Genomic DNA, 21,652 nt, shown 5'->3' with positions numbered 1-21,652 from the left:
CTTTGGAACAAATGCAAAACAAAGATAGTTTATAAGCCATGAATAAAATGTTTTTTGTACCCTTAATCACCATCGTCTTAGTCGCATTAGACTATTATGTTTGGATGGCGGTTAAAACAGCTCTTCGTAAATCGCGTAATAGTGTTCGTCAAACAGCTGCCATCATTTACTGGGGATTTACCGCTTTCGTGCTTATAGGAACCATTTCGTACAATGCATTGCCATTGCATGCGTGGAAAAACGAATTCCGAATTACCTTCATGGCGCTTGTTATGATTTCGGTAATCAGCAAATTGTTCATCATCATTTTCTTACTATTAGAAGACATCACCCGCTTTTTCCGCTGGGGAAGCAATAAAATCCGCAAAAAAGACCCAAGTGCGATTAGTCGGCATGAGTTCTTATCCCAAGCCGCACTCGCAGTTGGCGCAGTTCCTGCCGCAACATTTGCTTTTGGGATCCTCTCTGGAGCACATGATTACCGCATTGAAAAAGTGAGTTTAAAGATTCCTAAACTTCCCAAAGAGTTCCGCGGCATGCGCATTGCACAAGTATCGGATATCCATTCAGGAAGTTTTTTCAACAAAACGGCTGTTCAAGGTGGCGTAGATATGTTGATGCGTGAAAAGGCCGACTTGGTGTTTTTCACGGGAGATTTGGTCAATAATGAGTCCAAAGAGGTGGAAGATTACTTCAATATATTTTCCAAAATAAAAGCCCCTTATGGTGTTTTCAGCACGTTGGGAAATCATGACTATGGAGATTATGTAAAGTGGAAAAGCGCAGCGGCCAAAAAACAAAACTTACAAGATTTGATGAAGGCACATGAATTAATGGGCTGGAATCTGATGATGGATGAGAATCATATCATCACAGAATCAGGAGAGAAATTGGCCATCATCGGCGTTCAAAACATAGGCATCGGTCGTTTCCCTTGGTATGGTAATCTATCCAAAGCTTATGCGGGCACAGAAGAGGCATCGACCAAATTACTATTATCTCACGATCCGACGCATTGGAATGCAGAAGTTACGAAAAATAGCAAGTTTCATGACATTGATGTTGCTTTTGCGGGCCATACACATGGGGCGCAGTTCGGGGTAAAAATTCCAGGCTTTGAAACTTGGTCACCTGCTAAATACATTTATAAACAATGGGCAGGCTTGTATGAAGAAAACGGGCAGCAATTATATGTTAATCGCGGATTTGGATATTTAGGATACCCAGGGCGTGTAGGGATGCCGCCGGAGATTAGCATATTTACATTGAGTTAAGAGTTAAGAGCGAAGAATGAAGAGGTAAAAGTTGAAATTAGGACCTTCGGACTTCGGACTCGCGACTAGTGACTAGTGACTGACCACTCCCTTCGGACTTCGGCCTAGCAACTGCCCACTGACCACTGCCTGATTTTTTTCGCTTTCCTTTTGCTCCTTTCTAAAAAAAAGCTATTTTTGCATCCCAATTAAATTGGTTTCGTGGCCGAGTGGCTAGGCAGAGGTCTGCAAAACCTTCTACAGCGGTTCGAATCCGCTCGAAACCTCAAAAAACCTTCCAAATCGGAAGGTTTTTTTGTTTAACTCCATTTTGTACAAATCCCTCTCAAAAAATTACACTTTCACTTTGGGTTTATTTTGAAAGATTCTAAATAATCAATCAAACCTTAAAAAAACCTGAAATTGTTTATCCTATAAATTGTTTCCTAAAAAATCGGAATGTAGTTTTGCGAACTGAATTAAAATGTGAAAACCAACATGATGTTTTGCAAAAAATTAACACTCGTTAAAACCTTATTATCCTTTGCGATACTATTAGCTAGCGTGAGCGCGACATTTGCGCAAGATGCAGCAGAAGGCGAAACCCTATTCAAAAACAACTGTGCAGCATGCCACAACACATCGGATGAAGTGCTTGTAGGACCTGGTTTAAAGGGAATTAGCGAAAGACGCCCGATTGAATGGATCGTTAAATGGGTTCATAATCCACAAGCTGTTATCGCTTCAGGCGACAAATACGCAAACGACCTTTACAACAAGTTCAATAAGGCGGCAATGACTCCTTACCCGAACTTTACAGAACCTCAAATCAAAAGCATTGTTGCCTATATTGATGCAGCAAACGCAGCTCCAGCGGCTCCGGCAGCGGGTGCAGCTCCAGCAGAAGGCGCAGCAGCACCGGCAGCTCAAAGCTCTGGCGGCATGTTAGAAGTTCTTTTAGTTGGTTTATTGATCATCATGGTGATCGTATTAATCGCTTTATTGTCTATCGTTAGCACATTGAGCAAGATTACTTCAGGTGAAGCTTCGACAGAAGCTCCTTTGATGCAACGTTTAGCAGCAAACGCAAAAGCTTTGGCAGCTAATTCAGCTGTTAAAACAGGTATTTTAGTTCTAGCATTATTATTAGGTGGAAAAGCAACAATCGATGCAGCGTATGGCGTAGGTATTCACCAAGGATATGCACCGGAGCAACCGATCAAATTCTCGCACAAATTGCACGCAGGTCAATATCAAATTAACTGTAACTATTGCCACACAGGTGTATATGCAGGTAAAGGCGCAAACGTTCCTTCAGCAAACATCTGTATGAACTGCCACAACGCGATCAAGCGTGAGTCTCCAGAAATTCAAAAAATATACAGCGCGATTGAAAACAACGAGCCTATTCAATGGGTGCGTGTTCACAACTTGCCAGATTTGGCATATTTCAATCACTCGCAACATACAAACGTAGGTGGCTTAGAGTGTAAAAACTGCCACGGCGAAATCGAAAAAATGGAAGTTGTGGAGCAACGTTCTTCATTAACAATGGGATGGTGTATCGATTGTCACCGCGAAACAGATGTGAACGCGAAAGGAAATGCATACTACGACAAATTAGTTGAGGTGCATAACAAAGACAGCAAAACACCGCTTAAAGTGCAAAACATTGGTGGCTTAGAGTGTTCTAAGTGTCACTATTAATCATATTACAATAGATTCAAAATTAGTCTGAATAAGAAAGATTATATGGAAAATTCGAACAAGAGGTATTGGAAAGGAATTGAGGAGTTAACCAATGAACCATCGTTTGTAAAAAATATCCACAATGAGTTTGGCAACATGCCCTCAGAAAACGATGCGAAAGGCGAAGCCTTAGTAGACGGATCTGGAACTCATCGTCGTGACTTTTTAAAGATGTTGGGATTCGGAGTTGCAGCTGTTTCATTAGCAGCATGTGAAGCACCGGTTAAAAACACCATTCCATACTTGAACAAACCGGAGGATGTTGAGCCTACGATTGCCAACTGGTATGCATCGACTTACACGGATGGTGGCGATTACGCTTCAATCTTAGTTAAGACTCGCGAAGGTCGTCCGATCAAGATCGAAGGAAATACCTTATCGTCTGTTTCAAAAGGAGCTCTTTCAGGCCGTGCACACGCATCTGTTTTGAGTCTATATGACAACGAAAAATTAAAAGGACCCCAAATTGGTGGAAAAGCTAGCGATTGGAAACAATTAGATGCTGAATTCACTGCAAAATTAGCTGCAGTAGCTGCTAAAGGTGGACAAATCAGAATTGTATCTAACACGATTCTTTCGCCAACAACGAAAAAGGTGATTGCTGATTTCGCAGCGAAATACCCAACAACTCAACATATCTCTTACGATGCGAATCCAGCTTACGGATTATCTGCTGCACATGGCGGAATTATCCCAAGCATCGATTTCAGCAAAGCAAAAACAATCGTTTCTGTAGGAGCTGATTTCTTAGGTACATGGATCGCACCTAGTGAATTCTCTTCTCAATGGGCTGTTACACGTCGTGTAAGCTCAGAAAAAGGAGGCAAAAAAGACATGTCACGTCACTACCAGTTTGAGACAATCATGTCGACAACAGGTGCTAACGCTGATTACCGTGCAACTTACAAGCCATCTCAAGAAGGTTTAGTTGCTGTTGCATTATATAATGCAGTAGCAAAATTAACGGGTGCAGCTGGTATTGCTGGAGCAGCCGTTAAAGTTGACCACTTAGATAAAGCAGCCAAAGATTTAGTTGCTTCAAAAGGTGCCTCAATCATTGTTGCAGGATCAAATGATCCAGAAGTACAAAAAATTGTAGCAGCTACAAACGCATTAGTAGGCGCCTATGGCTCAACATTAAATACAGCTATTCCATTGAACTACCGTCAAGGTAATGACATGGCGATGGCCAACTTCATTAAAGAAGCAGGTGCTGGTAAAATTGGTGCCGTTATTTTCTACAATGCGAACCCAGTTTACAATCACCCAATGGGAGCAGCGTTAGCAACAGCTTTACCGAAAGTTGAACTAAGCTTAGCAACGAACGAGCGTGCAGATGAAACAGCATCTTTATGTCAATTTATCGCACCAGATTCACACTTCTTAGAATCTTGGAATGATGCAGAGCCAAAAGCTGGTTTCTACTCATTAACACAACCAACCATTTCTACGATCTTCAAAACTCGTCAAGCGCAAGCAAGTTTCTTAACTTGGGCAGGTTTGTCGGGTGATTTTGCAGCTTACTTAGAAAGCAATTGGGAGAATAACATCTTAAAAGGTGGCAAAGTAGCTTGGAATAACGCATTACACAATGGTGTTTTCGAGCCGAATACAGGTAGCGTTTCTGCTTCTAGCCCATCGGTTGACGTGAATGCTGCAGCTTCTGCGATTGCAAAAGCATATTCAGCTTCATCTACAGGATTAGAAATTTCTGTTTACGAGAAAGTTGGTTTAGGTACAGGTTCTCAAGCGAACAACCCATGGTTACAGGAATTCCCTGAGCCAGTTTCAAAAGCTTGTTGGGACAATTATGCAGCCATTTCACAACCAACTGCAACCGAATTAAAATTAAAGCAAGGCGACTTAGTTAAAGTAAGTGCCAAAGGATACGAAGTTACATTGCCAATCTTGGTTCAACCTGGTCAAGCACAAGGAACAATCGCCATTGCGATTGGTTATGGACGTACGAAAGCTGGTAAATCGGCGGACGGCGTAGGTGTTAACGCTTATCCATTCATCTCAGAAATCAATGGGGCATGTGTAGGAACATGTACACAAGGTGTTTCAGTAACAGCAACAGGTGAAACAAAAGACATCGCTCAAACACAAACTCACCAAACGGTGATGGCGCGTCAAGCGGTTGTTCAAGAAACTGTTTTAGCTGAATTTGCTAAAAACCCATTAGCAGGAAGCTACAAACCAAGAGTTAAGACCTCAGAAGGCGAGAAAGACGCAACTGATTTGTCTCTTTGGAATGGTCACGAATACAACAACCACGCGTGGGGAATGGTGATCGACTTAAATACATGTACAGGATGTTCAGCTTGTGTTATCTCATGTAACGCAGAAAACAACGTACCAGTAGTGGGTCGCCAAGAAGTAATTAACCGCCGTGAAATGCACTGGATGCGTATCGACCGTTATTATTCATCAGACGCGGAAGTAGAAGATTTACAAGGCTTAGAAATTGCATCTGATAATCCAGAGGTTGTTTTCCAACCGATGTTATGCCAACACTGTAATAATGCTCCTTGTGAGACTGTTTGTCCAGTATTAGCGACGACGCACTCAACAGAAGGATTGAACCAAATGACTTACAACCGTTGTATCGGCACACGTTATTGCGCAAATAACTGTCCGTACAAAGTACGTCGTTTCAACTGGTTCCGTTATTTCCAAACAGATGACTTTGATTTCCACTTCAACAACGATTTAGGTCGTATGGTGATCAACCCAGACGTAACAGTTCGTTCACGTGGGGTTATGGAAAAATGTTCAATGTGCGTTCAGCGTATCCAAGAAGGTAAATTGACAGCGAAAAAAGAGAGTCGTCGTCCAGTGGATGGAGAAATTCAAGTAGCTTGTGCTCAATCTTGCCCAACGAATGCAATCACATTTGGTGACATGAATGATCCAAAATCAGCTATCTCACAATTGTTATTGGTTGAACAAGAAGGACGTGCTTACCACGTAATTGAAGAAATTAACGTGAAGCCTAATATTTCTTACTTGAAGAAAGTTCGTAACAAGGATGCTAAAAAAGCATAATTTTTTAATCGTAAAACAGTAAATAAAAATATGTCGCACGTTGTATCACCCATAAGAGAGAAACTAGTTACTGGTGGAAAATCTTATTCCGATGTTACCCACGATATCTGCAAACAAGTAGAGGGAGAGCCTACCAAAGAATGGAAAATTGCATTCGGGATCTCATGTCTTGTATTCATTTATGGTGCTTATTGCCTTTTCTACACTTGGTGGCAAGGTATTGGCGTTTGGGGATTAAATAAAACCGTAGGTTGGGCTTGGGATATCACAAACTTCGTTTGGTGGGTTGGTATCGGTCACGCAGGTACTTTGATCTCTGCCGTATTATTATTGTTCCGTCAAAAATGGAGAACTTCCATTAACCGTTCTGCAGAAGCGATGACAATCTTTGCGGTATTATGTGCTGCATCGTTTATCCTAGCTCACATGGGACGTCCTTGGTTGGCACACTGGGCTTTACCTTTGCCAAATGCCTTTGGTTCATTATGGGTTAACTTTAACTCGCCATTGGTTTGGGACGTATTTGCGATTTCTACATACCTATCTGTTTCTTTATTGTTCTGGTACATGGGTCTTGTTCCCGATTTGGCAACAATTCGTGACCGCGCGACAACAGCAGGACGTAAATTCTGGTACGGTTTATTCAGCTTAGGCTGGACAGGTTCTTCTAAGACTTGGGCACGTTATGAATACATGTCATTGATTTTGGCAGGTATCTCTACTCCCCTAGTACTTTCTGTACACACGATTGTATCCATGGACTTTGCAACGTCTGTTATCCCAGGATGGCACACGACAATCTTCCCTCCATACTTCGTTGCGGGAGCGATTTTCTCTGGTTTCGCGATGGTACAAACGTTGTTGTTGATCACACGTGTGGTTTTCAAATTAGAAGATTACATCACGATTGAGCACATCGAAATGATGAACATCGTCGTAACGGTGACAGGTTCAGTCGTAGGTATTGCCTACTTAACTGAATTCTTCATCGCTTGGTATTCAGGTGTAGAATATGAAAGTTATGCATTCATCAACCGTGCAACGGGTCCATACTGGTGGGCATATTGGATGATGATGACATGTAACGTAATCTCTCCACAGTTATTCTGGTCAAAAGCGATCCGTACAAACTTGATGGTTTCATTCTTCTTATCAATCGTTGTTAACGTAGGTATGTGGTTTGAGCGTTTTGTAATTATCGTAACATCATTACACCGTGATTATATCCCATCTTCTTGGGCGATGTTCTCTCCTACGATGTATGATATTGGAGATTACATTTTCTCATTTGGTTTATTCTTTACCTTATTCTTCTTATTCGCTAAGTTCTTACCAGTGGTAAATATGGCAGAGGTGAAATCGGTAATGAAAGGTGTTTCATCTAACTTCCCAGCGAAGAAGGCGAAAGCAGCTAAAAAAACGGAAGAATAATTATTAAGCAATTCGAAATTAAAACAATATGAGTTCGACAACTAACTACATTTTGGGTGTTTATGACGATGAGGACGAGGTTTTACACGCAGTAACAGCGATAAAAGCCCAAGGAATCAAAATCGAAGACGTATTTACTCCATTCCCAATTCACGGATTAGACGTAGCAGTAGGACATGCACGTACACGATTACCAATCGCAGCATTTATGTTTGGTACATTAGGTATGATTTGCGCACTAGCCTTAATTAGCTACACGATGGTATTCGATTGGCCAATGATCATCGGTGGTAAAGATTTCTTTGCGTTACCAAACTGGATTCCAGTAACTTTTGAAGGAACTGTATTATTTACAGCCTTTGGTTTAGTAACAACATTTTGTGCTTCCAATAACTTATACCCTGGCAACAAGGTTGAGCCATTGGATTTGCGTATCACGGATGACAAATTTGTGATGGCAATCAATGTTGACAAAAACAAAGTTAGTGCAGCTGACATCAAGAAAGCCTTGAAAGATTCTGGCGCAATAGAAGTAAATACTAAATAATTAACAAGAACAATTGTTCACGAAGAAGCATAACAAGATGTTTAATCCAAGAATTAAATTCGTTTTATTAGCTGGTGTAGTTGCAGGCTTAATGTCATGCGGTTCAGACCCGAACGATACAGGAACAGAATTTGCTCCAAACATGTATCATTCTGTAGGATATGAGCCAATGACTCAAACACAAGGTGATACGAACACCATCAATCCATTAGGCATGAACATGCGTTTGCCTGTAAAAGGTACCGTTTCTCGTAAGCGTTACACTGGTTCAGATAGTTTAAAGCAAGCTTTCTTAGCACAAGAAATGATCGCTAAAACGATTCCAAACGATAGCATTTCTTACTCAGAAAAATCTTTGTACAACCCGATCGCTGCAACTCCAGAGAACATCGAAGCAGGAAAGGCTCAATATGAGCGTTTTTGCCAACATTGCCATGGTGAGGCAGGTAAAGGAGATGGCTTGGTAGCAAAAGCTTACAAAGGAGTTCCTGTTTACTCAAGTGATGCATTAAAGACGATGAATGACGGACATATTTATCACGTCATTACACACGGTAAAGGAAGAATGTGGCCACATGGATCACAAATCTCTTCGGAAAACCGTTGGAAAATCGTGTTGTATGTACACGAACTACAAAAACAATAATTCAATCAATTTAAATTAAATAGAGATCAAGATGGCGGGACATTCACATTTTTCCCCAGCAAACGTAGAAGAGCATTTTGAATTTAGTGCTGAAGGCAAAAAACGTATTATTTATGCTTTCATCGCTGGTTTAGCTGCTTTAGCGCTCGGTATTTACCTTTTATCAAAAGGCGAAGCTGGCGGACACGAAGTAGCGAATGCAGGACACGATGCAGTTAAAGCAGGACATGAAGCAGCTGGCGAGCACCTTTCCGGTGGAGCCGTTTCTCACCAAGCAGGTGCCGAGGAACATTACGATTGGACAAATCGTATTTGGGCAAACGTATGGTTGAACGCTGTATTCTTCACAGGTATCGCTGTTGTGGGTATGTTCTTTGTTTCTTTGCAATACTTAACTAAATCAGGTTGGTCTGCAGTCATGAAACGTGTTCCTGAGGCTTTCCCTAAGTTCTTATACATTTCTTTACCTATTTTGATTTTGGTATTCTTCTTCAAAGGAGATGTGATCTTCCACTGGATGCACCACGGTGTAACAGAAGTAGGAAGTGAAAACTACGACAAAATCATTGCTGGAAAATCAGGTTACTTAAACAAGAACTTTTTCTTAATTCGTTTAGTAGGCTTTGGAGCATTATGGATCATTTTATGGAACATGTTGCGTAAAAAGTCATTGGAAGAAGATTTAGTTGGCGGAAGTGATTTGTTTACTCAAATGGTGAAAATTGGTACAGCATTCATCGTAATTTTCGGTGCATCAAGTTCTATTTTCGCTTGGGATTGGGTGATGTCAATCGACACACATTGGTTCTCAACCATGTTCGGATGGTACATGTTCGCTTCATGGCATGTTACGACTTATGCGGTCATCGTATTAGCAATTCTTTACTTAAAAGACAAAGGCTTGATGGGCTATGTAAATGAGAACCATTTACATGACTTAGGTAAGTTTATGTTTGCGTTCTCTATCTTCTGGTCATATGTTTGGTTTGAGCAATTCTTATTGATCTACTATGCAAACCTACCTGAAGAAACGATCTATTTCTTGGAGCGTTGGGAAGGTCACAACAAAATTTACAAAACTTCAGAAATTTTGATGGTAATCTTAAACTTCTTGCTACCCTTCTTAGTTCTAATGACACGTGATGCAAAAAGAACGCGTATTTTCTTGAAAATCGCTGCATTCTTAATCATCGCAGGTCACTATATCGACTTCTATCAAATGATTATGCCAGGTGTTTTAGGAAAGCACGGAGGTTATGGATTGGTTGAATTCGGGATGGTAACAGTATTTGCATCTGCATTCATTTATGTGATTTCAGGTGAATTAACGAAAGCTTCTTTGGTAGCGAAGAATCACCCGTTCTTACCAGAAGCATTACATCACGATATTTAGTATTAAGCGATTACGATTTTAACAAATACATATATGAATTACCTAATTGGTCTTTTATCCGTAGTATTCTTCATCTTGGCAATCTCAGTGATTGCAAAGAGTATGAAGTTAAATAAAAACCTAGCACAAGGAGACGATGAGTCTACTCCGCTTGATTCTAGTAATAATACAAATGCTTATGGCATGTTGATATTCTGGTTACTAGGAACGATTGCAGGTGTTTGGTCTTTCTTACATAGCTTACCTGATTTCCTACCAGAAGCAGCATCTAAACATGGTATCGATACAGATAAAATGTTTTGGGTTTCTATGGCCGTTGTAACATTCGCATTTTTTGCAACAAATACCTTGTTGTTGTTCTTTGCATTCAAATACCGTTACAACAAAAATAGAAAAGCTACCTTCTACCCAGTTAACCATAAATTGGAGTTAATCTGGACTGTAATCCCAGCGGTTGTCATGGCAATCTTGGTTTTCACAGGTTGGAGAACTTGGAGAGATATCACATCACAAGCACCAAGTGATGCTGTTGTGATTGAAATCACAGGACACCAATTCGGTTGGTATGTACGTTACGCAGGTAATGATGATAACCAACTTGGAAATCAAAACTACAAGTTGATCGATGAGACAAATAGCATCGGTATCGACTTTACAGACAAAAATTCATTTGACGACTTTACAGCAACTGAATTACACATTCCAAAAGGCAAACCAGTTCTTTTGAAGATCAAAGCACAAGACGTTTTGCACTCGGTATATTTACCTTACCAACGTGTTAAAATGGATGCGGTACCTGGTATGCCTACGAAATTCTGGTTTACACCAACAATTTCTACAGATGAAATGCGTGCGAAGTTGAACAACAAGGATTTCAACTTTAAGTTAAACTGTACAGAAATCTGTGGTCGTGGTCACTTCGGTATGGCTATTACGGTATTCGTGGATGAGCCTGCAGATTACAAAAAATGGTGTGCTGAGCAAAAACCATTCTTGGCAACGAATCCAAGTTATTTAGAAAAAGTACCTGCAAATTTGAAAGCAAAAGCGAGCAAATATATTCCTGCTGAGCCCATTGCAACAGATAGCACTGCAACAGCTGCAGCATTATAATTTTTAATTAGAACAGTAGAAAGAAAAATATATTCCTATGTCAACTGCTACAACACACGCTGAAGAAGTTCACGCTCACGCACATGATCACGAACACGAGCATCATGAGCCAAATTTTATTCAGAAGTACATCTTCTCAGAAGATCACAAAACAATTGCTAAGCAATACCTTATCATGGGTATCTTATGGGCGTTTGTTGGAGGGTCTTTATCCATTCTTTTCCGTTTACAATTGGGTTTCCCAGAAATGCAATTGGAATGGTTGCGCCCTTTATTAGGCGAATGGATTGATGAGTCAGGAAAATTAGATAAAGAGTTTTATTTAGCTCTAGTAACGATGCACGGTACCATCATGGTATTCTTTGTATTAACAGCAGGTTTGTCTGGAACATTCTCAAACTTTTTGATTCCATTACAAATTGGTGCGCGTGACATGGCCTCAGGATTCATTAACATGTTATCCTTCTGGTTCTTCTTCTTATCATCAGCAGTTATGTTTTCATCTCTATTCCTTGAAACAGGGCCTGCGTCAGGTGGTTGGGTAATTTATCCTCCATTAAGTGCTTTGCCACAAGCAATGCCAGGTTCAGGTTTAGGTATGACATTGTGGTTGACTTCGATGGCATTATTTATCGTTTCATCTTTAATGGGAGGTATTAACTACATCTGTACAATTATCAACTTACGTACTCGTGGTATGACTTTCACGAAGATGCCTTTAACAATCTGGTCATTCTTCTTCACAGCGGTTTTAGGTTTGTTATCATTCCCGGTATTGTTATCAGCTGCTTTATTGTTGATTTTTGACCGTTCATTTGGAACATCTTTCTACTTGTCGGAAATCTATATTCAAGGACAAGCACTTCCAAACATGGGAGGTTCTCCAATTTTATACCAACACTTATTCTGGTTCTTAGGTCACCCTGAGGTATACATCGTATTGTTGCCAGCATTAGGAATGACATCTGAAATTATTGCAACGAATTCACGTAAACCTATCTTCGGATACCGTGCGATGATTGGTTCGATGATGGGTATTACAGTCCTTGCGTTTATCGTATGGGCTCACCACATGTTCGTAACGGGTATGAATCCATTCTTGGGATCTGTATTTATGTTCTTGACATTGATCATTGCGGTACCTTCAGCAGTAAAAGCATTTAACTACATCACAACTTTGTGGAAAGGTAATTTGATCTTTACGCCAGCGATGTTATTCTCAATCGGTCTTGTTTCCCTATTTATTTCAGGTGGTGTTACAGGTATCATTTTGGGTAACTCGGCATTGGATATCAACTTACACGATACATATTTCGTCGTAGCTCACTTCCACTTGGTAATGGGATCTGCATCATTCTTTGGTTTGATGGCTGGCGTTTATCACTGGTATCCAAAAATGTTTGGTCGCATGATGAACAAGACCTTAGGTTACATTCACTTCTGGGCAACATTCGTAGGCGTTTACTGCGTATTCTTCCCAATGCACTACACAGGTATCGCAGGTTTCCCACGTCGTTACTATTCATTCACGGCATTAGGAAACGGACGCGAAGAGGCATTTACTGATTTGAACATGTTCATTTCAATCGCAGCAATCTTAACATTCTCGGCACAAGCCATTTTCTTCTGGAACTTCTTCTACTCGATGTTCAAAGGGAAAAAAGCAACACAGAATCCATGGAACTCTACTACTTTGGAGTGGACAACTCCAGTAGAAGTAGGACACGGCAACTGGCCAGGTGAAATTCCAGCTGTATACCGTTGGCCTTACGACTACTCAAAACCAGGAGCTGAGTCAGATTTCATTCCTCAAAACGTTCCATATTCTGCAACACCAGAATCAAACTTACCAGAGGAAAACGAAGAAATTGCGAACGAAAAAGCAATTGAAAGTTTATTGGCTGCACAAAACGAGTCATATAACCGTTAATTAAAAACAACCTAAAGGATGCATCGAAATGGTTTCATTTGGATGCATCCTTTTTTTAGCTACCTACATGACCTTCCAACGTTTCGGTACAATCACCTTAATCAGCTTATATGTGCTCATATTAGCAGGTGGAATCGTACGAAGCACAGGTTCTGGTATGGGATGTCCTGATTGGCCTAAATGCTTTGGTCAATTAGTTCCTCCTACCCATATTTCGGAATTGCCCTTCAACTACCAAGAAATCTACAAGGAAAAGTTACATGGAGAAGTGTTATTCAATCCAACGAAAACATGGATTGAATACCTTAACCGATTAATGGGTGCCCTTACTGGTCTTTTCATGGCCACAACCCTTGCATTATCCATTAAAAAAGGTCGGCGCGTATTTCTACCAACTTTGGCAGCATTTCTACTTGTAATGGCCAATGCTGTACTAGGAAAATATGTCGTTGATTCATTTCTTTTACCGGGTGTTGTGACCATGCACATGCTATTAACCACGGGAGTGTTATTTTTTCTATTGAAAGCGTTACAGACCGATAAGCCTAAAATTGATTTAGCACAATCACAACGCAAATGGATCACAATTAATGCTTTCATCATCTGCATTCAAATTTTACTAGGAACGCAAGTACGTGAAAACATGGATGAGGTCATTCGTGCATTGGGTGAAAACGCCAAAGCACAGTGGATCGAAAACTTAGACTTGGGTTACATCACACACCGCACGTTTTCTTGGGCGATTTTGATTAGTCATTATTTCCTTTGGAAAAATGTTCAAGGAACAGAATTGAATAATACACCTTACGTAAGGGCATTTGTTTTTTGTATCGGAATATCGCTGATATCGGGCGTTCTAATGGCCTACTTCGCGTTACCAATGGGCTCCCAACCAATTCACTTAACGAGTTCATTAGTTTTATTGGGTCTTCACGTGCATGCGTGGTTAAAAACACGAAGTATATGAACAAGGTAAAACCCTATATCGCTTTATTAAAATCACGACTTTCGATGACCGTGGCGTTTTCGGGAACCTTCGGTTTTTTATTAGCCCCAGTTGAACATAAGGCGATTGATATTATTCTAATTTCCTTAGGTGGATTTTTCCTGACAGGCGCTGCCAATATCGTTAACCAATTAAAAGAAATTGAATACGATAAATTGATGAAGCGTACGGCCAAGCGTCCACTTCCCACCCAAACGCTCACACCAAAAAATGCGCAGATTTACGGGCTGATTATTGCGGCTTTAGCATTAGGCTTATTAAGCTATTTCACTTGGAAAGCTGCAGCGATTGGCTTGCTTTCGTATATTCTTTACGGCTATGTCTACACGCCACTCAAGCGCGTAGGTCCCATTTCAGTATTTGTAGGAGCATTCCCAGGCGCATTCCCTCCGATGATCGGTTGGGTCGCAGCCACACAGCATTTCGGTTGGGAACCGGGCATCCTATTTGCTATCCAATTTTTTTGGCAATTCCCACACTTTTGGGCGATAGCGTGGGTGGCAGATGCCGACTATAAAAAAGCGGGATTCCGCATGTTGCCGAATGATGGGAAAAAAGACTTGAAAACAGCCTTTACCATTATGATCTACACGGTATTTTTGATCCCATTGGGATTTTTGCCGTATATGATGCATATGACAGGAATTACGTCAGCCATCATAACAATTGTGGCCGGTAGCTTGTTCTTAGGACAGACATTTTACTTAATGATGAAACCTACAGACAAGGCAGCCCGCTGGATGATGTTTGGTTCCTTCATTTATTTATTAATTGTTCAAATCGCCTTTTTATTTGATAAAGCTTAAGTCATGAAAAATCAAGAAGAACTCCTTGCAGCCAATGAAACGCGTTCGGTCAATCCGAAAGTGTTCACCATGTGGTTATTCATTGTATCCATCATCATGTTGTTTGCTGCGTTTACAAGTGCATATCTCGTAAGAAAAGCAGAAGGTAACTGGGTTGAATTCGATTTGCCAAATTTGTTTTCTTATAGCACCATCGTTTTACTAGCTAGTAGTGCATCCATGCATTTTGCATACCTAGCAGCAAAAAAAGACCAATTTAATGCGCTTCGAATAAGTATTTCTATTACTTTTGTGCTCGGATTAATATTCTTAATCATGCAATTTTACGGTTGGATCCAATTAGTGGAAAAGAACGTATTCTTTGTAGGAAATCCGTCAGGTTCTTTTGTTTATGTACTTTCAGGCCTACATGGGCTACATTTAATCTCCGGATTGATTGTGTTATTGGTTGCTTTAGTGGCAGCTTTCCGACTGAAAATTAATGCAAAAGCATTGACCCAAATTAAGATTTGTACCACCTATTGGCATTTTTTAGATGCTTTATGGGTATATTTATTTTTATTTTTAGTTTTTAACAATTAAGCAATTACCGCATGTCAGTTGCACACACTGCCCCTGCTGTACCCGAAAACCTAACATGGTCGGGTGGATCAGAACCTTTAAAAGCGAGTTACGGAAAATTAATGATGTGGTTTTTCCTCCTATCAGATACATTTACGTTCTCTGCCTTATTGATTACTTACGGAATGATTCGTTTCAGCCAACCCGCTTGGGAAGGAACTCCTGATACGTTCTATTTTGCTACGACACACTGGCCTATCCCAGAAAAGGTATTTGAAGCCGTTCCATTTTTACACGGAATGTCATTGCCTTTGGTATTCGTAGGTATCATGACTTTCATTTTGATTGCCTCTTCTGTAACCATGGTATTAGCTGTAGAAGCTGGCCACCGTGGAGACCGCAAAGATGTAGAGAAATGGATGTTATGGACAATCGTAGGTGGATTTACTTTCTTGGGTTCACAAGCTTGGGAATGGACACACTTTATCCACGGTCCAGAAGATTTGTCAATCGCAGCGAAGCAATTGATTGATGGCGTAGTTACTCCGATTGAAGGAGCCAATTTGGTTCGTAACCCTTACGGCCCTCCTGCATTTGCGGATTTATTCTTCTTCATTACAGGATTCCATGGAACACACGTATTCTCAGGAGTTATCTTGAATATCTTAATTTTCTTTAATGCAGCGACGGGCGTTTACGAGCGCAGAGGGCATTATGAAATGGTTGAGAAAGTAGGTCTTTACTGGCACTTTGTTGACTTGGTTTGGGTATTCGTATTTACCTTCTTCTATTTAGTATAATCTTTATTCATTGATATTATGGCTCACGTAGCACACGAAACTTCTGAAAAAGAAATCGCCGCTCCAAACACCGGAGCGATTTGGAAAACATTTTGGATCTTATTGATCTTAACGGCAATTGAATTCGTTATCGCATTCACCATGCCTGCAAATACCTTACGTGTTGCTATTTTCTGCGGCATGACGATTGTTAAGGCATTCTACATCGTAGGTGAATTCATGCACTTAAAGCATGAGGTAAAATCATTAATTTGGGCTGTATTAGTCCCGACAATCTTTGTAGTTTGGCTTTTGATCGCTTTAATCTACGAAGGCGGTCACATGTATTAGTAAACCCATTTTCCTTTTAGGAATTATGAATAAGAAGGCAGGCATCTTATTAATGACATTAATAGTGCCTGTCTTTATCTTTTTAGGGCTAAAGACATTCGGTACCAATCATTATACCCTACCCCGTTTTATTCCTGCGATCGATTCTACGACCGGGGAAATCAAAATGGCCAAACGATTAAATCCCCGCTGGAACGAATCCGAACTCGATACGGTATTTCAAACGATTCCAGCTTTCCAACTGACCGACGAAAACGGCAGGACATTTTCTTCCAAAACTTTACAAGGCAAAATTTATGTTGCCAATTTCTTCTTTACTCGCTGTGGAATCATTTGCCCTAAAATCACTTCGCAGGTTAGTCGGGCAACAGATACCTTCAACCAAGACAAGGACGTTCATTTCATTTCCATTTCGGTCGACCCGAACTACGATGAGCCTACTAAGCTTTCGGCATATGCCAAACGCTTCGAGGCCGATTCGACACGTTGGACATTTTTAACAGGAGCAAAAAAAGAAATCTATCCATTAATTTTAAAAGGTTTCCATGTGCCACTAGCGGATGCTTCTGAATATGATGCGGCGATTAAGAACCCCGACGAAACATTTATTCATTCTGAGCGTTTAGTATTGGTAGACAAAACGGGTGTTATTCGCGGATTCTACGATGGTACGGATAAGAAAGAAGTGGACCGTTTGATTATGGAAATCAAAGTTTTAAAAAGCATTTATACCACAGAATAGCAGATGTTAACATTAACCAAGTCCCCGAAAAATAATTTGATCATCAATGTGATCTCCATTGCGATACCTTTAGCCGTTGCGGGCTTGTTATCCTTGCCAAGTAAATTACCCTTGGGCGATTGGACAAAGGTTCTTCCCCATTTAATCGGAATTATCAACAGTACGACCGCGTTGAGTTTAATTATTGGATTAATCGCTGTGAAGAAAAAGAACATTGAGGGACATCGCAAAGCCATGGGTGCTTCGGTATTACAAGGTGCTGTATTCCTTATCTTATATATTTTGTACCACGTAGCCAACGAATCCACCAAATTTGGAGGCGAAGGAATAATCAAAAGCATTTATTTTTTCTTACTTGCTTCGCACATTATTTTGTCCATCGGAGTTGTTCGTCTCGTGTTGATGGCTTTATACCATGCCTTGACAGGAGATATAGCTGCCCATAAGAAAACGGTTAAATGGGCCTATCCGATTTGGTTATATGTTTCAATTTCTGGTGTCATTGTTTACCTAATGATTTCTCCTTACTATGTATAAGCGTATATTTTTCATCGTTTGCTTATTATTGTTCATCCAGCTGGATGTTGATGCTCAATGTGCGATGTGTCGGACGACGGTAGAAAGTACGGTTTCCAATGGTCGCTCGAATATCGCAACAGGCTTGAACACGGGTATCTTATACTTGCTGACGGCACCTTATTTGTTGGTGGGTGGCATTGCATGGCTTTGGTTTAAACAAAGCAAACAGGAGCAAAAGGAGCGCATTGCCAAATGGCAATTACGTCAACGCGTTTCTCAATTGATGGGAAAGGCGAATTAATCCCAAATCGGATACTGCGTCAGCTTGATTGTTTCTCCGAAGAAAATCTGCGTCGATTTTTCAAATGAGTCCGTGTAATCCGACACAAAGAATTGTCGGGAAGCTTTCGCTTTCGTATCAATCAACAAATCTTGATTCGCTAAAATCTGTTTGATAGCAGCAGCGACGATCAAAGAAGTATCAATCACAGGAATTTTCCCCTGGAAATACGCATCTATCTGTTTCTTAATCAAGGGGTAATGGGTACATCCTAGAATCAGGCCTTCGATATTGGCTAAATTGTCATGCGCCAAATACTCCTTAATGATTTGTTCCGAGATGTTATTATTGAAAAATCCTTCTTCAATCATAGGGGCCAACAAAGGTGTTGCAAGCGATTTGATATGAATATTTTTTCCAAGCGCTTCGGCTTTGGTCGCGTAGATTCCTGAGTTGACAGTTTGCTTTGTCCCGATAAGACCAATTGTTTTCCCTTCCCAGTTTTGGTCTAAATAATCAATGACGGGATCGATGACATTGACAACGATGGCCTTGGTTCCCACATAGGTTTTCACCAAATCGTAAGCGGCAGCAGAGGCAGAATTACAGGCAATGAGAATTAATTTACATTGCTTTTCCATCAAGAAATTGCAAATCTTCAAGGAATAGGCCTGAATGGCTGTTGCAGATTTATCACCATAAGGTAGATGGGCCGTATCGCCGAAATAAACAATATTCTCGTTTGGCATCAATTCCGTGATGGCATGCGCGAGCGTTAATCCGCCGATTCCACTATCAAAAATCCCAATGGGTGCTGCGTTTGGCATATGATTCTAATTGGATGTAAAGAACGGAATTTTGGGATTCTTTTCAAACCCACGCAACCATTTCTACATTTTAACCATCTTTACGTACAATTAACATTTTGTCAACTTTGCATAAACATTTACCCTCCGAAAACCTTGAGCAATCACTGGTGCAGGCCTGCAAAAAACAGGACCGCAAGGGGCAACATGCGACATTTAACCGCTACTCGGGGAAAATGATGGCCGTATGTCGAAGGTATTTAGGCAACGGGCCAGATGCGGAAGATACATTGATGGAAAGTTTCATGAAAGTGTTTTCAAAAGTAGAGACATTTAATGAGGCCGGTAGTTTTGAAGGGTGGATTCGTCGGATTGTGGTGAATGAGTGTTTGATGAAAATCCGGAAACAAGGGGATGTATTCACCAAGAACATTGAAGAAGCTTGGGATGTGGGAGAGCCAGCAGATGCCTTGATGCACTTAAGGACTGCGGAAATCGAAGCTTTGATTGCGGAACTTCCGCCGGGTTATCGAACCATTTTTAATTTGTATGCGATAGAGGGATATAGCCACGATGAAATTGCCACGTTATTAGCTATCTCTTCGGGAACATCAAAATCACAGTTATCAAGAGCTCGGACAATGATCCAGCAAAAAATAAAATTAATTGAATCATGAAAAAGCCAAATAATACTTCTTGGGAAGCGCTTGAAAAAGCTTGGCAAAAGCAAATTCAAGCACATGAATCAGAGGTTCCTGCAAATATGTGGGAGCGCATGGAAAAACAGTTGGACGAAAAACGTGTACGGCCATTATGGTTGCGCATGAATACGTGGGTGTGGTCGGCCGCAGCAGTTCTCGCTATATTGATTGGCATAAACTGGGAAAGCAGCATTGATCCTGCTAAAACAGCGCCAACCGTAACGCAAGTTGAAAATCAGCAACCCGATCAAGCTGCCTCCGGCGAGTTGCCGGTTTTAGCTTCGCACGAGGCTGCCCCCGAAGTAATAATCAAAGAACAAAAGCAAAAGGAACCCGAACAAGTTTATACGCCATCTATTGAGCCCGGAATTATACTCAATGACCAACAACCCGACTTAGCGAAGGTAGATTCAAAACCAGAAGCGATAGAGGAAATTTGGGTTCGGGTAGACATTGATCCAATCGAAAGTCCAAAACCTTTATCGGTAGCTCAGCTTGATGCAACGCCAACAAAAAAGAGAAAAGGCCTATTGGGTCGTTTGATTAAACAAGTGAAGCAAGTTGTAGCAGGAGAAGAATTAGACTGGCAGCAATTGAAAGAAGGAAATCGGCCATTGGAAGATGGCATTCACCAGGTAGCGAATACCTATTATCGTACAGAACAAACCGTTAAACAAACATTTCAAATACAATGAAAGCATTATTAATTATTGTCCTATTGGGCTTGACCCAACAGCTTTTTGGAAATACGAATCCTGATAGCTTATTATTAAAAATTGATAAACGAAACCAGACCATTATTGGTGGGAATCAAGACAAAAACAAAAGCCTTCGCGAGGAACTGGAGAAGGTTTTTCAAAGTAAGGGTTTAGTACTTACGGACAGTTTATGGCAAGTTGTACGTGGAGTGATTCGCACGAATACGGAAGGAGATAGCAGTTTGGCCGTTCAAATTGGGAATAGCAAAGTCAAAATAGGCGTTATCAAATCTGGCGCTACCTATACGGGTCCAGAAAAAACGTTCAAAATGACCTATCCGAATGATGGAGATAAGCGGATCAACATAAAAAATGATAGCTTGGGCAAAGCGCTTGTTATTCACAGTGATGGGAAAGAAGAAGTTCGCGTGGGGTGGAATGGCATACATGTCAAAGATGGCCAGGAAGAAGTACACGTGGATTGGAATGGCGTGCAGGTCAAAGAAGCGAATGGCGAAGAAACAAAGGTGATTTGGGGGAAAGACTCAACAAAAGTCCATCCAAAGGAAAAGCATCTGAATTTATATGAACGCAAAGGAATGAACCTTTACTTGGGTTTAAATGGATTGTCAGGAAAAATGCCCGAACAGGTCATAGCTATTTATCCATCTCCTTATTTAGCAACGGATTCGGAGCTTAAGCCGACAGGTTCTCGCTTCGTAAGTTTGGAGTTTGCTCGTTCGGCAACGATTGCACGTGGGAAAAAGAGTGCATTTAAATTGGGCTATGGAATCTCGTTTGATTGGTACAATTTTATGTTTGATCACAATCGGGTAGTAACTAAAACGGGCTCATCGACGACATTCCAACCGATATTAGATGCTCAAGGCAATGAAATTCAGTTGAGTAAGAATAAACTTACGGTTTCTTATATCACTTTACCTATTATGCCACATTTCGCATTTAGCAAGCAGTCGGCGATTCAAATGATTGGCTTTGGAGGATATGTGAGTTACCGCATGGATAGTTGGACGAAAACGATTGAGGAAAAGAACGATAATTTGAAGCGGACGGGATCGAACTACAATATTAGCCAGGTACGTTATGGCCTAAAAGCGGAAGTAGCCTTGCGACATTTCCCGGATTTGTTCTTCAATTATGATTTGACGCCATTATTCGAGAAGGGTTTAGGGCCTCAATTAACGGCATTTAGCTTCGGAATTAAACTATTCTAAAAATTTATCACATTTTTTTTGGCGAGAGCTTTGCGGAAATCAAAAAAGGAGCTACTTT

21 protein-coding genes and 1 tRNA gene are annotated in these 21,652 nt (G+C 40.8%); 21 read left to right on the top strand and 1 reads right to left on the bottom strand.

Going from position 1 to position 21,652, the window contains the following annotated elements; genetic code table 11:
• Positions 1-38: 38 nt before the first annotated feature.
• From SKC38_RS08115 to SKC38_RS08030, 18 genes are all read left to right on the top strand, one after another.
• A complete protein-coding gene (locus SKC38_RS08115) occupies positions 39-1,274 on the top strand; it encodes a metallophosphoesterase (RefSeq protein ID WP_377976633.1) in 1,236 nt (411 codons plus the stop codon).
• A 195-nt stretch (positions 1,275-1,469) separates the two neighbouring features.
• A tRNA-Cys gene (locus SKC38_RS08110) sits at positions 1,470-1,540 on the top strand.
• 214 nt (positions 1,541-1,754) lie between these two features.
• Positions 1,755-2,960: a cytochrome c3 family protein gene (locus SKC38_RS08105; protein WP_377977023.1), complete on the top strand. Its 1,206-nt coding sequence runs from the start codon at positions 1,755-1,757 to the stop codon at positions 2,958-2,960.
• Positions 2,961-3,005: 45 nt separating this feature from the next.
• The gene (locus SKC38_RS08100; RefSeq protein ID WP_377976632.1) at positions 3,006-6,050 is read left to right on the top strand and encodes a TAT-variant-translocated molybdopterin oxidoreductase; all 3,045 of its coding nucleotides are present in this window, start codon (positions 3,006-3,008) and stop codon (positions 6,048-6,050) included.
• Between the two features lie 30 nt (positions 6,051-6,080).
• Complete coding sequence (gene nrfD, locus SKC38_RS08095; RefSeq protein ID WP_377976631.1) at positions 6,081-7,481, top strand: NrfD/PsrC family molybdoenzyme membrane anchor subunit; 1,401 nt, start codon at positions 6,081-6,083, stop codon at positions 7,479-7,481.
• A 28-nt stretch (positions 7,482-7,509) separates the two neighbouring features.
• A complete protein-coding gene (locus SKC38_RS08090; protein ID WP_377976630.1) occupies positions 7,510-8,028 on the top strand; it encodes a DUF3341 domain-containing protein in 519 nt (172 codons plus the stop codon).
• A gap of 37 nt (positions 8,029-8,065) precedes the next feature.
• Positions 8,066-8,674 carry a c-type cytochrome gene (locus tag SKC38_RS08085; RefSeq protein WP_377976629.1) on the top strand — a complete coding sequence of 203 codons (609 nt, stop codon included), beginning with the start codon at positions 8,066-8,068 and terminating at the stop codon, positions 8,672-8,674.
• A 31-nt stretch (positions 8,675-8,705) separates the two neighbouring features.
• Positions 8,706-10,067, top strand: a complete 1,362-nt coding sequence (locus SKC38_RS08080) for a quinol:cytochrome C oxidoreductase (protein ID WP_377976628.1) — start codon at positions 8,706-8,708, stop codon at positions 10,065-10,067.
• A gap of 33 nt (positions 10,068-10,100) precedes the next feature.
• Positions 10,101-11,180 (top strand): cytochrome c oxidase subunit II, encoded by a 1,080-nt coding sequence (locus SKC38_RS08075; RefSeq protein ID WP_377976627.1) that lies wholly within the window; start codon positions 10,101-10,103, stop codon positions 11,178-11,180.
• Between the two features lie 37 nt (positions 11,181-11,217).
• Entirely contained in the window at positions 11,218-13,110 is a 1,893-nt protein-coding gene (locus tag SKC38_RS08070; protein WP_377976626.1) for a cytochrome c oxidase subunit I, read from the top strand.
• A 67-nt stretch (positions 13,111-13,177) separates the two neighbouring features.
• On the top strand, positions 13,178-14,077 hold the full coding sequence (locus SKC38_RS08065; protein ID WP_377976625.1) for a COX15/CtaA family protein: 900 nt from the start codon (positions 13,178-13,180) through the stop codon (positions 14,075-14,077).
• Positions 14,074-14,922, top strand: a complete 849-nt coding sequence (cyoE, locus tag SKC38_RS08060; RefSeq protein WP_377976624.1) for a heme o synthase — start codon at positions 14,074-14,076, stop codon at positions 14,920-14,922. Before SKC38_RS08065 ends, cyoE begins: the two co-directional genes overlap by 4 nt.
• A gap of 3 nt (positions 14,923-14,925) precedes the next feature.
• Positions 14,926-15,504, top strand: a complete 579-nt coding sequence (locus tag SKC38_RS08055) for a cytochrome c oxidase subunit 3 (RefSeq protein ID WP_377976623.1) — start codon at positions 14,926-14,928, stop codon at positions 15,502-15,504.
• Positions 15,505-15,515: 11 nt separating this feature from the next.
• Positions 15,516-16,283 carry a cytochrome c oxidase subunit 3 gene (locus SKC38_RS08050; protein ID WP_377976622.1) on the top strand — a complete coding sequence of 256 codons (768 nt, stop codon included), beginning with the start codon at positions 15,516-15,518 and terminating at the stop codon, positions 16,281-16,283.
• A gap of 18 nt (positions 16,284-16,301) precedes the next feature.
• Entirely contained in the window at positions 16,302-16,613 is a 312-nt protein-coding gene (locus SKC38_RS08045) for a cytochrome C oxidase subunit IV family protein (protein WP_377976621.1), read from the top strand.
• Between the two features lie 25 nt (positions 16,614-16,638).
• Positions 16,639-17,355: an SCO family protein gene (locus SKC38_RS08040; protein ID WP_377976620.1), complete on the top strand. Its 717-nt coding sequence runs from the start codon at positions 16,639-16,641 to the stop codon at positions 17,353-17,355.
• Positions 17,356-17,358: 3 nt separating this feature from the next.
• A complete protein-coding gene (locus tag SKC38_RS08035; protein WP_377976619.1) occupies positions 17,359-17,892 on the top strand; it encodes a DUF420 domain-containing protein in 534 nt (177 codons plus the stop codon).
• On the top strand, positions 17,885-18,175 hold the full coding sequence (locus SKC38_RS08030; protein WP_377976618.1) for a hypothetical protein: 291 nt from the start codon (positions 17,885-17,887) through the stop codon (positions 18,173-18,175). The genes SKC38_RS08035 and SKC38_RS08030 overlap by 8 nt, the downstream gene beginning before the upstream one ends.
• Here the strand turns inward: SKC38_RS08030 and murI are convergent.
• On the bottom strand, positions 18,172-18,981 hold the full coding sequence (gene murI / locus SKC38_RS08025) for a glutamate racemase (RefSeq protein ID WP_377976617.1): 810 nt from the start codon (positions 18,979-18,981) through the stop codon (positions 18,172-18,174). The two genes, SKC38_RS08030 and murI, sit on opposite strands and share 4 nt — an antisense overlap.
• Before the next feature lie 149 nt (positions 18,982-19,130).
• Here murI and SKC38_RS08020 point away from each other — a divergent pair, with 149 nt between their 5' ends.
• The 3 genes from SKC38_RS08020 to SKC38_RS08010 are packed head-to-tail and all read left to right on the top strand — an operon-like array spanning position 19,131 to position 21,594.
• Positions 19,131-19,637: an RNA polymerase sigma factor gene (locus SKC38_RS08020; protein ID WP_377977022.1), complete on the top strand. Its 507-nt coding sequence runs from the start codon at positions 19,131-19,133 to the stop codon at positions 19,635-19,637.
• On the top strand, positions 19,634-20,356 hold the full coding sequence (locus tag SKC38_RS08015) for a hypothetical protein (protein ID WP_377976616.1): 723 nt from the start codon (positions 19,634-19,636) through the stop codon (positions 20,354-20,356). The genes SKC38_RS08020 and SKC38_RS08015 overlap by 4 nt, the downstream gene beginning before the upstream one ends.
• Positions 20,353-21,594, top strand: a complete 1,242-nt coding sequence (locus SKC38_RS08010) for an outer membrane beta-barrel protein (protein ID WP_377976615.1) — start codon at positions 20,353-20,355, stop codon at positions 21,592-21,594. The genes SKC38_RS08015 and SKC38_RS08010 overlap by 4 nt, the downstream gene beginning before the upstream one ends.
• The last annotated feature ends 58 nt before the right edge of the window (positions 21,595-21,652 follow it).

It is taken from the genome of Aquirufa echingensis (genome assembly GCF_042714525.1).
Classification (GTDB): domain Bacteria; phylum Bacteroidota; class Bacteroidia; order Cytophagales; family Spirosomataceae; genus Aquirufa; species Aquirufa echingensis.
This window is presented reverse-complemented; position numbering and strand designations above follow the sequence as displayed.

Excerpts from the sequence above, each read along its gene's own strand:
- SKC38_RS08035 (WP_377976619.1), top strand. The coding sequence starts at position 17,359 with ATGTTAACATTAACCAAGTCCCCGAAAAATAATTTGATCATCAATGTG.
- SKC38_RS08030 (WP_377976618.1), top strand. The coding sequence starts at position 17,885 with ATGTATAAGCGTATATTTTTCATCGTTTGCTTATTATTGTTCATCCAG.
- SKC38_RS08055 (WP_377976623.1), top strand. The coding sequence starts at position 14,926 with ATGAAAAATCAAGAAGAACTCCTTGCAGCCAATGAAACGCGTTCGGTC.
- SKC38_RS08080 (WP_377976628.1), top strand. The coding sequence starts at position 8,706 with ATGGCGGGACATTCACATTTTTCCCCAGCAAACGTAGAAGAGCATTTT.
- SKC38_RS08115 (WP_377976633.1), top strand. The coding sequence starts at position 39 with ATGAATAAAATGTTTTTTGTACCCTTAATCACCATCGTCTTAGTCGCA.
- SKC38_RS08090 (WP_377976630.1), top strand. The coding sequence starts at position 7,510 with ATGAGTTCGACAACTAACTACATTTTGGGTGTTTATGACGATGAGGAC.
- SKC38_RS08015 (WP_377976616.1), top strand. The coding sequence starts at position 19,634 with ATGAAAAAGCCAAATAATACTTCTTGGGAAGCGCTTGAAAAAGCTTGG.
- murI (WP_377976617.1), bottom strand. The coding sequence starts at position 18,981 with ATGCCAAACGCAGCACCCATTGGGATTTTTGATAGTGGAATCGGCGGA.
- SKC38_RS08070 (WP_377976626.1), top strand. The coding sequence starts at position 11,218 with ATGTCAACTGCTACAACACACGCTGAAGAAGTTCACGCTCACGCACAT.
- SKC38_RS08010 (WP_377976615.1), top strand. The coding sequence starts at position 20,353 with ATGAAAGCATTATTAATTATTGTCCTATTGGGCTTGACCCAACAGCTT.
- SKC38_RS08075 (WP_377976627.1), top strand. The coding sequence starts at position 10,101 with ATGAATTACCTAATTGGTCTTTTATCCGTAGTATTCTTCATCTTGGCA.
- SKC38_RS08085 (WP_377976629.1), top strand. The coding sequence starts at position 8,066 with ATGTTTAATCCAAGAATTAAATTCGTTTTATTAGCTGGTGTAGTTGCA.
- SKC38_RS08040 (WP_377976620.1), top strand. The coding sequence starts at position 16,639 with ATGAATAAGAAGGCAGGCATCTTATTAATGACATTAATAGTGCCTGTC.
- SKC38_RS08045 (WP_377976621.1), top strand. The coding sequence starts at position 16,302 with ATGGCTCACGTAGCACACGAAACTTCTGAAAAAGAAATCGCCGCTCCA.
- SKC38_RS08105 (WP_377977023.1), top strand. The coding sequence starts at position 1,755 with ATGTTTTGCAAAAAATTAACACTCGTTAAAACCTTATTATCCTTTGCG.
- SKC38_RS08100 (WP_377976632.1), top strand. The coding sequence starts at position 3,006 with ATGGAAAATTCGAACAAGAGGTATTGGAAAGGAATTGAGGAGTTAACC.
- SKC38_RS08065 (WP_377976625.1), top strand. The coding sequence starts at position 13,178 with ATGACCTTCCAACGTTTCGGTACAATCACCTTAATCAGCTTATATGTG.
- SKC38_RS08050 (WP_377976622.1), top strand. The coding sequence starts at position 15,516 with ATGTCAGTTGCACACACTGCCCCTGCTGTACCCGAAAACCTAACATGG.
- cyoE (WP_377976624.1), top strand. The coding sequence starts at position 14,074 with ATGAACAAGGTAAAACCCTATATCGCTTTATTAAAATCACGACTTTCG.
- nrfD (WP_377976631.1), top strand. The coding sequence starts at position 6,081 with ATGTCGCACGTTGTATCACCCATAAGAGAGAAACTAGTTACTGGTGGA.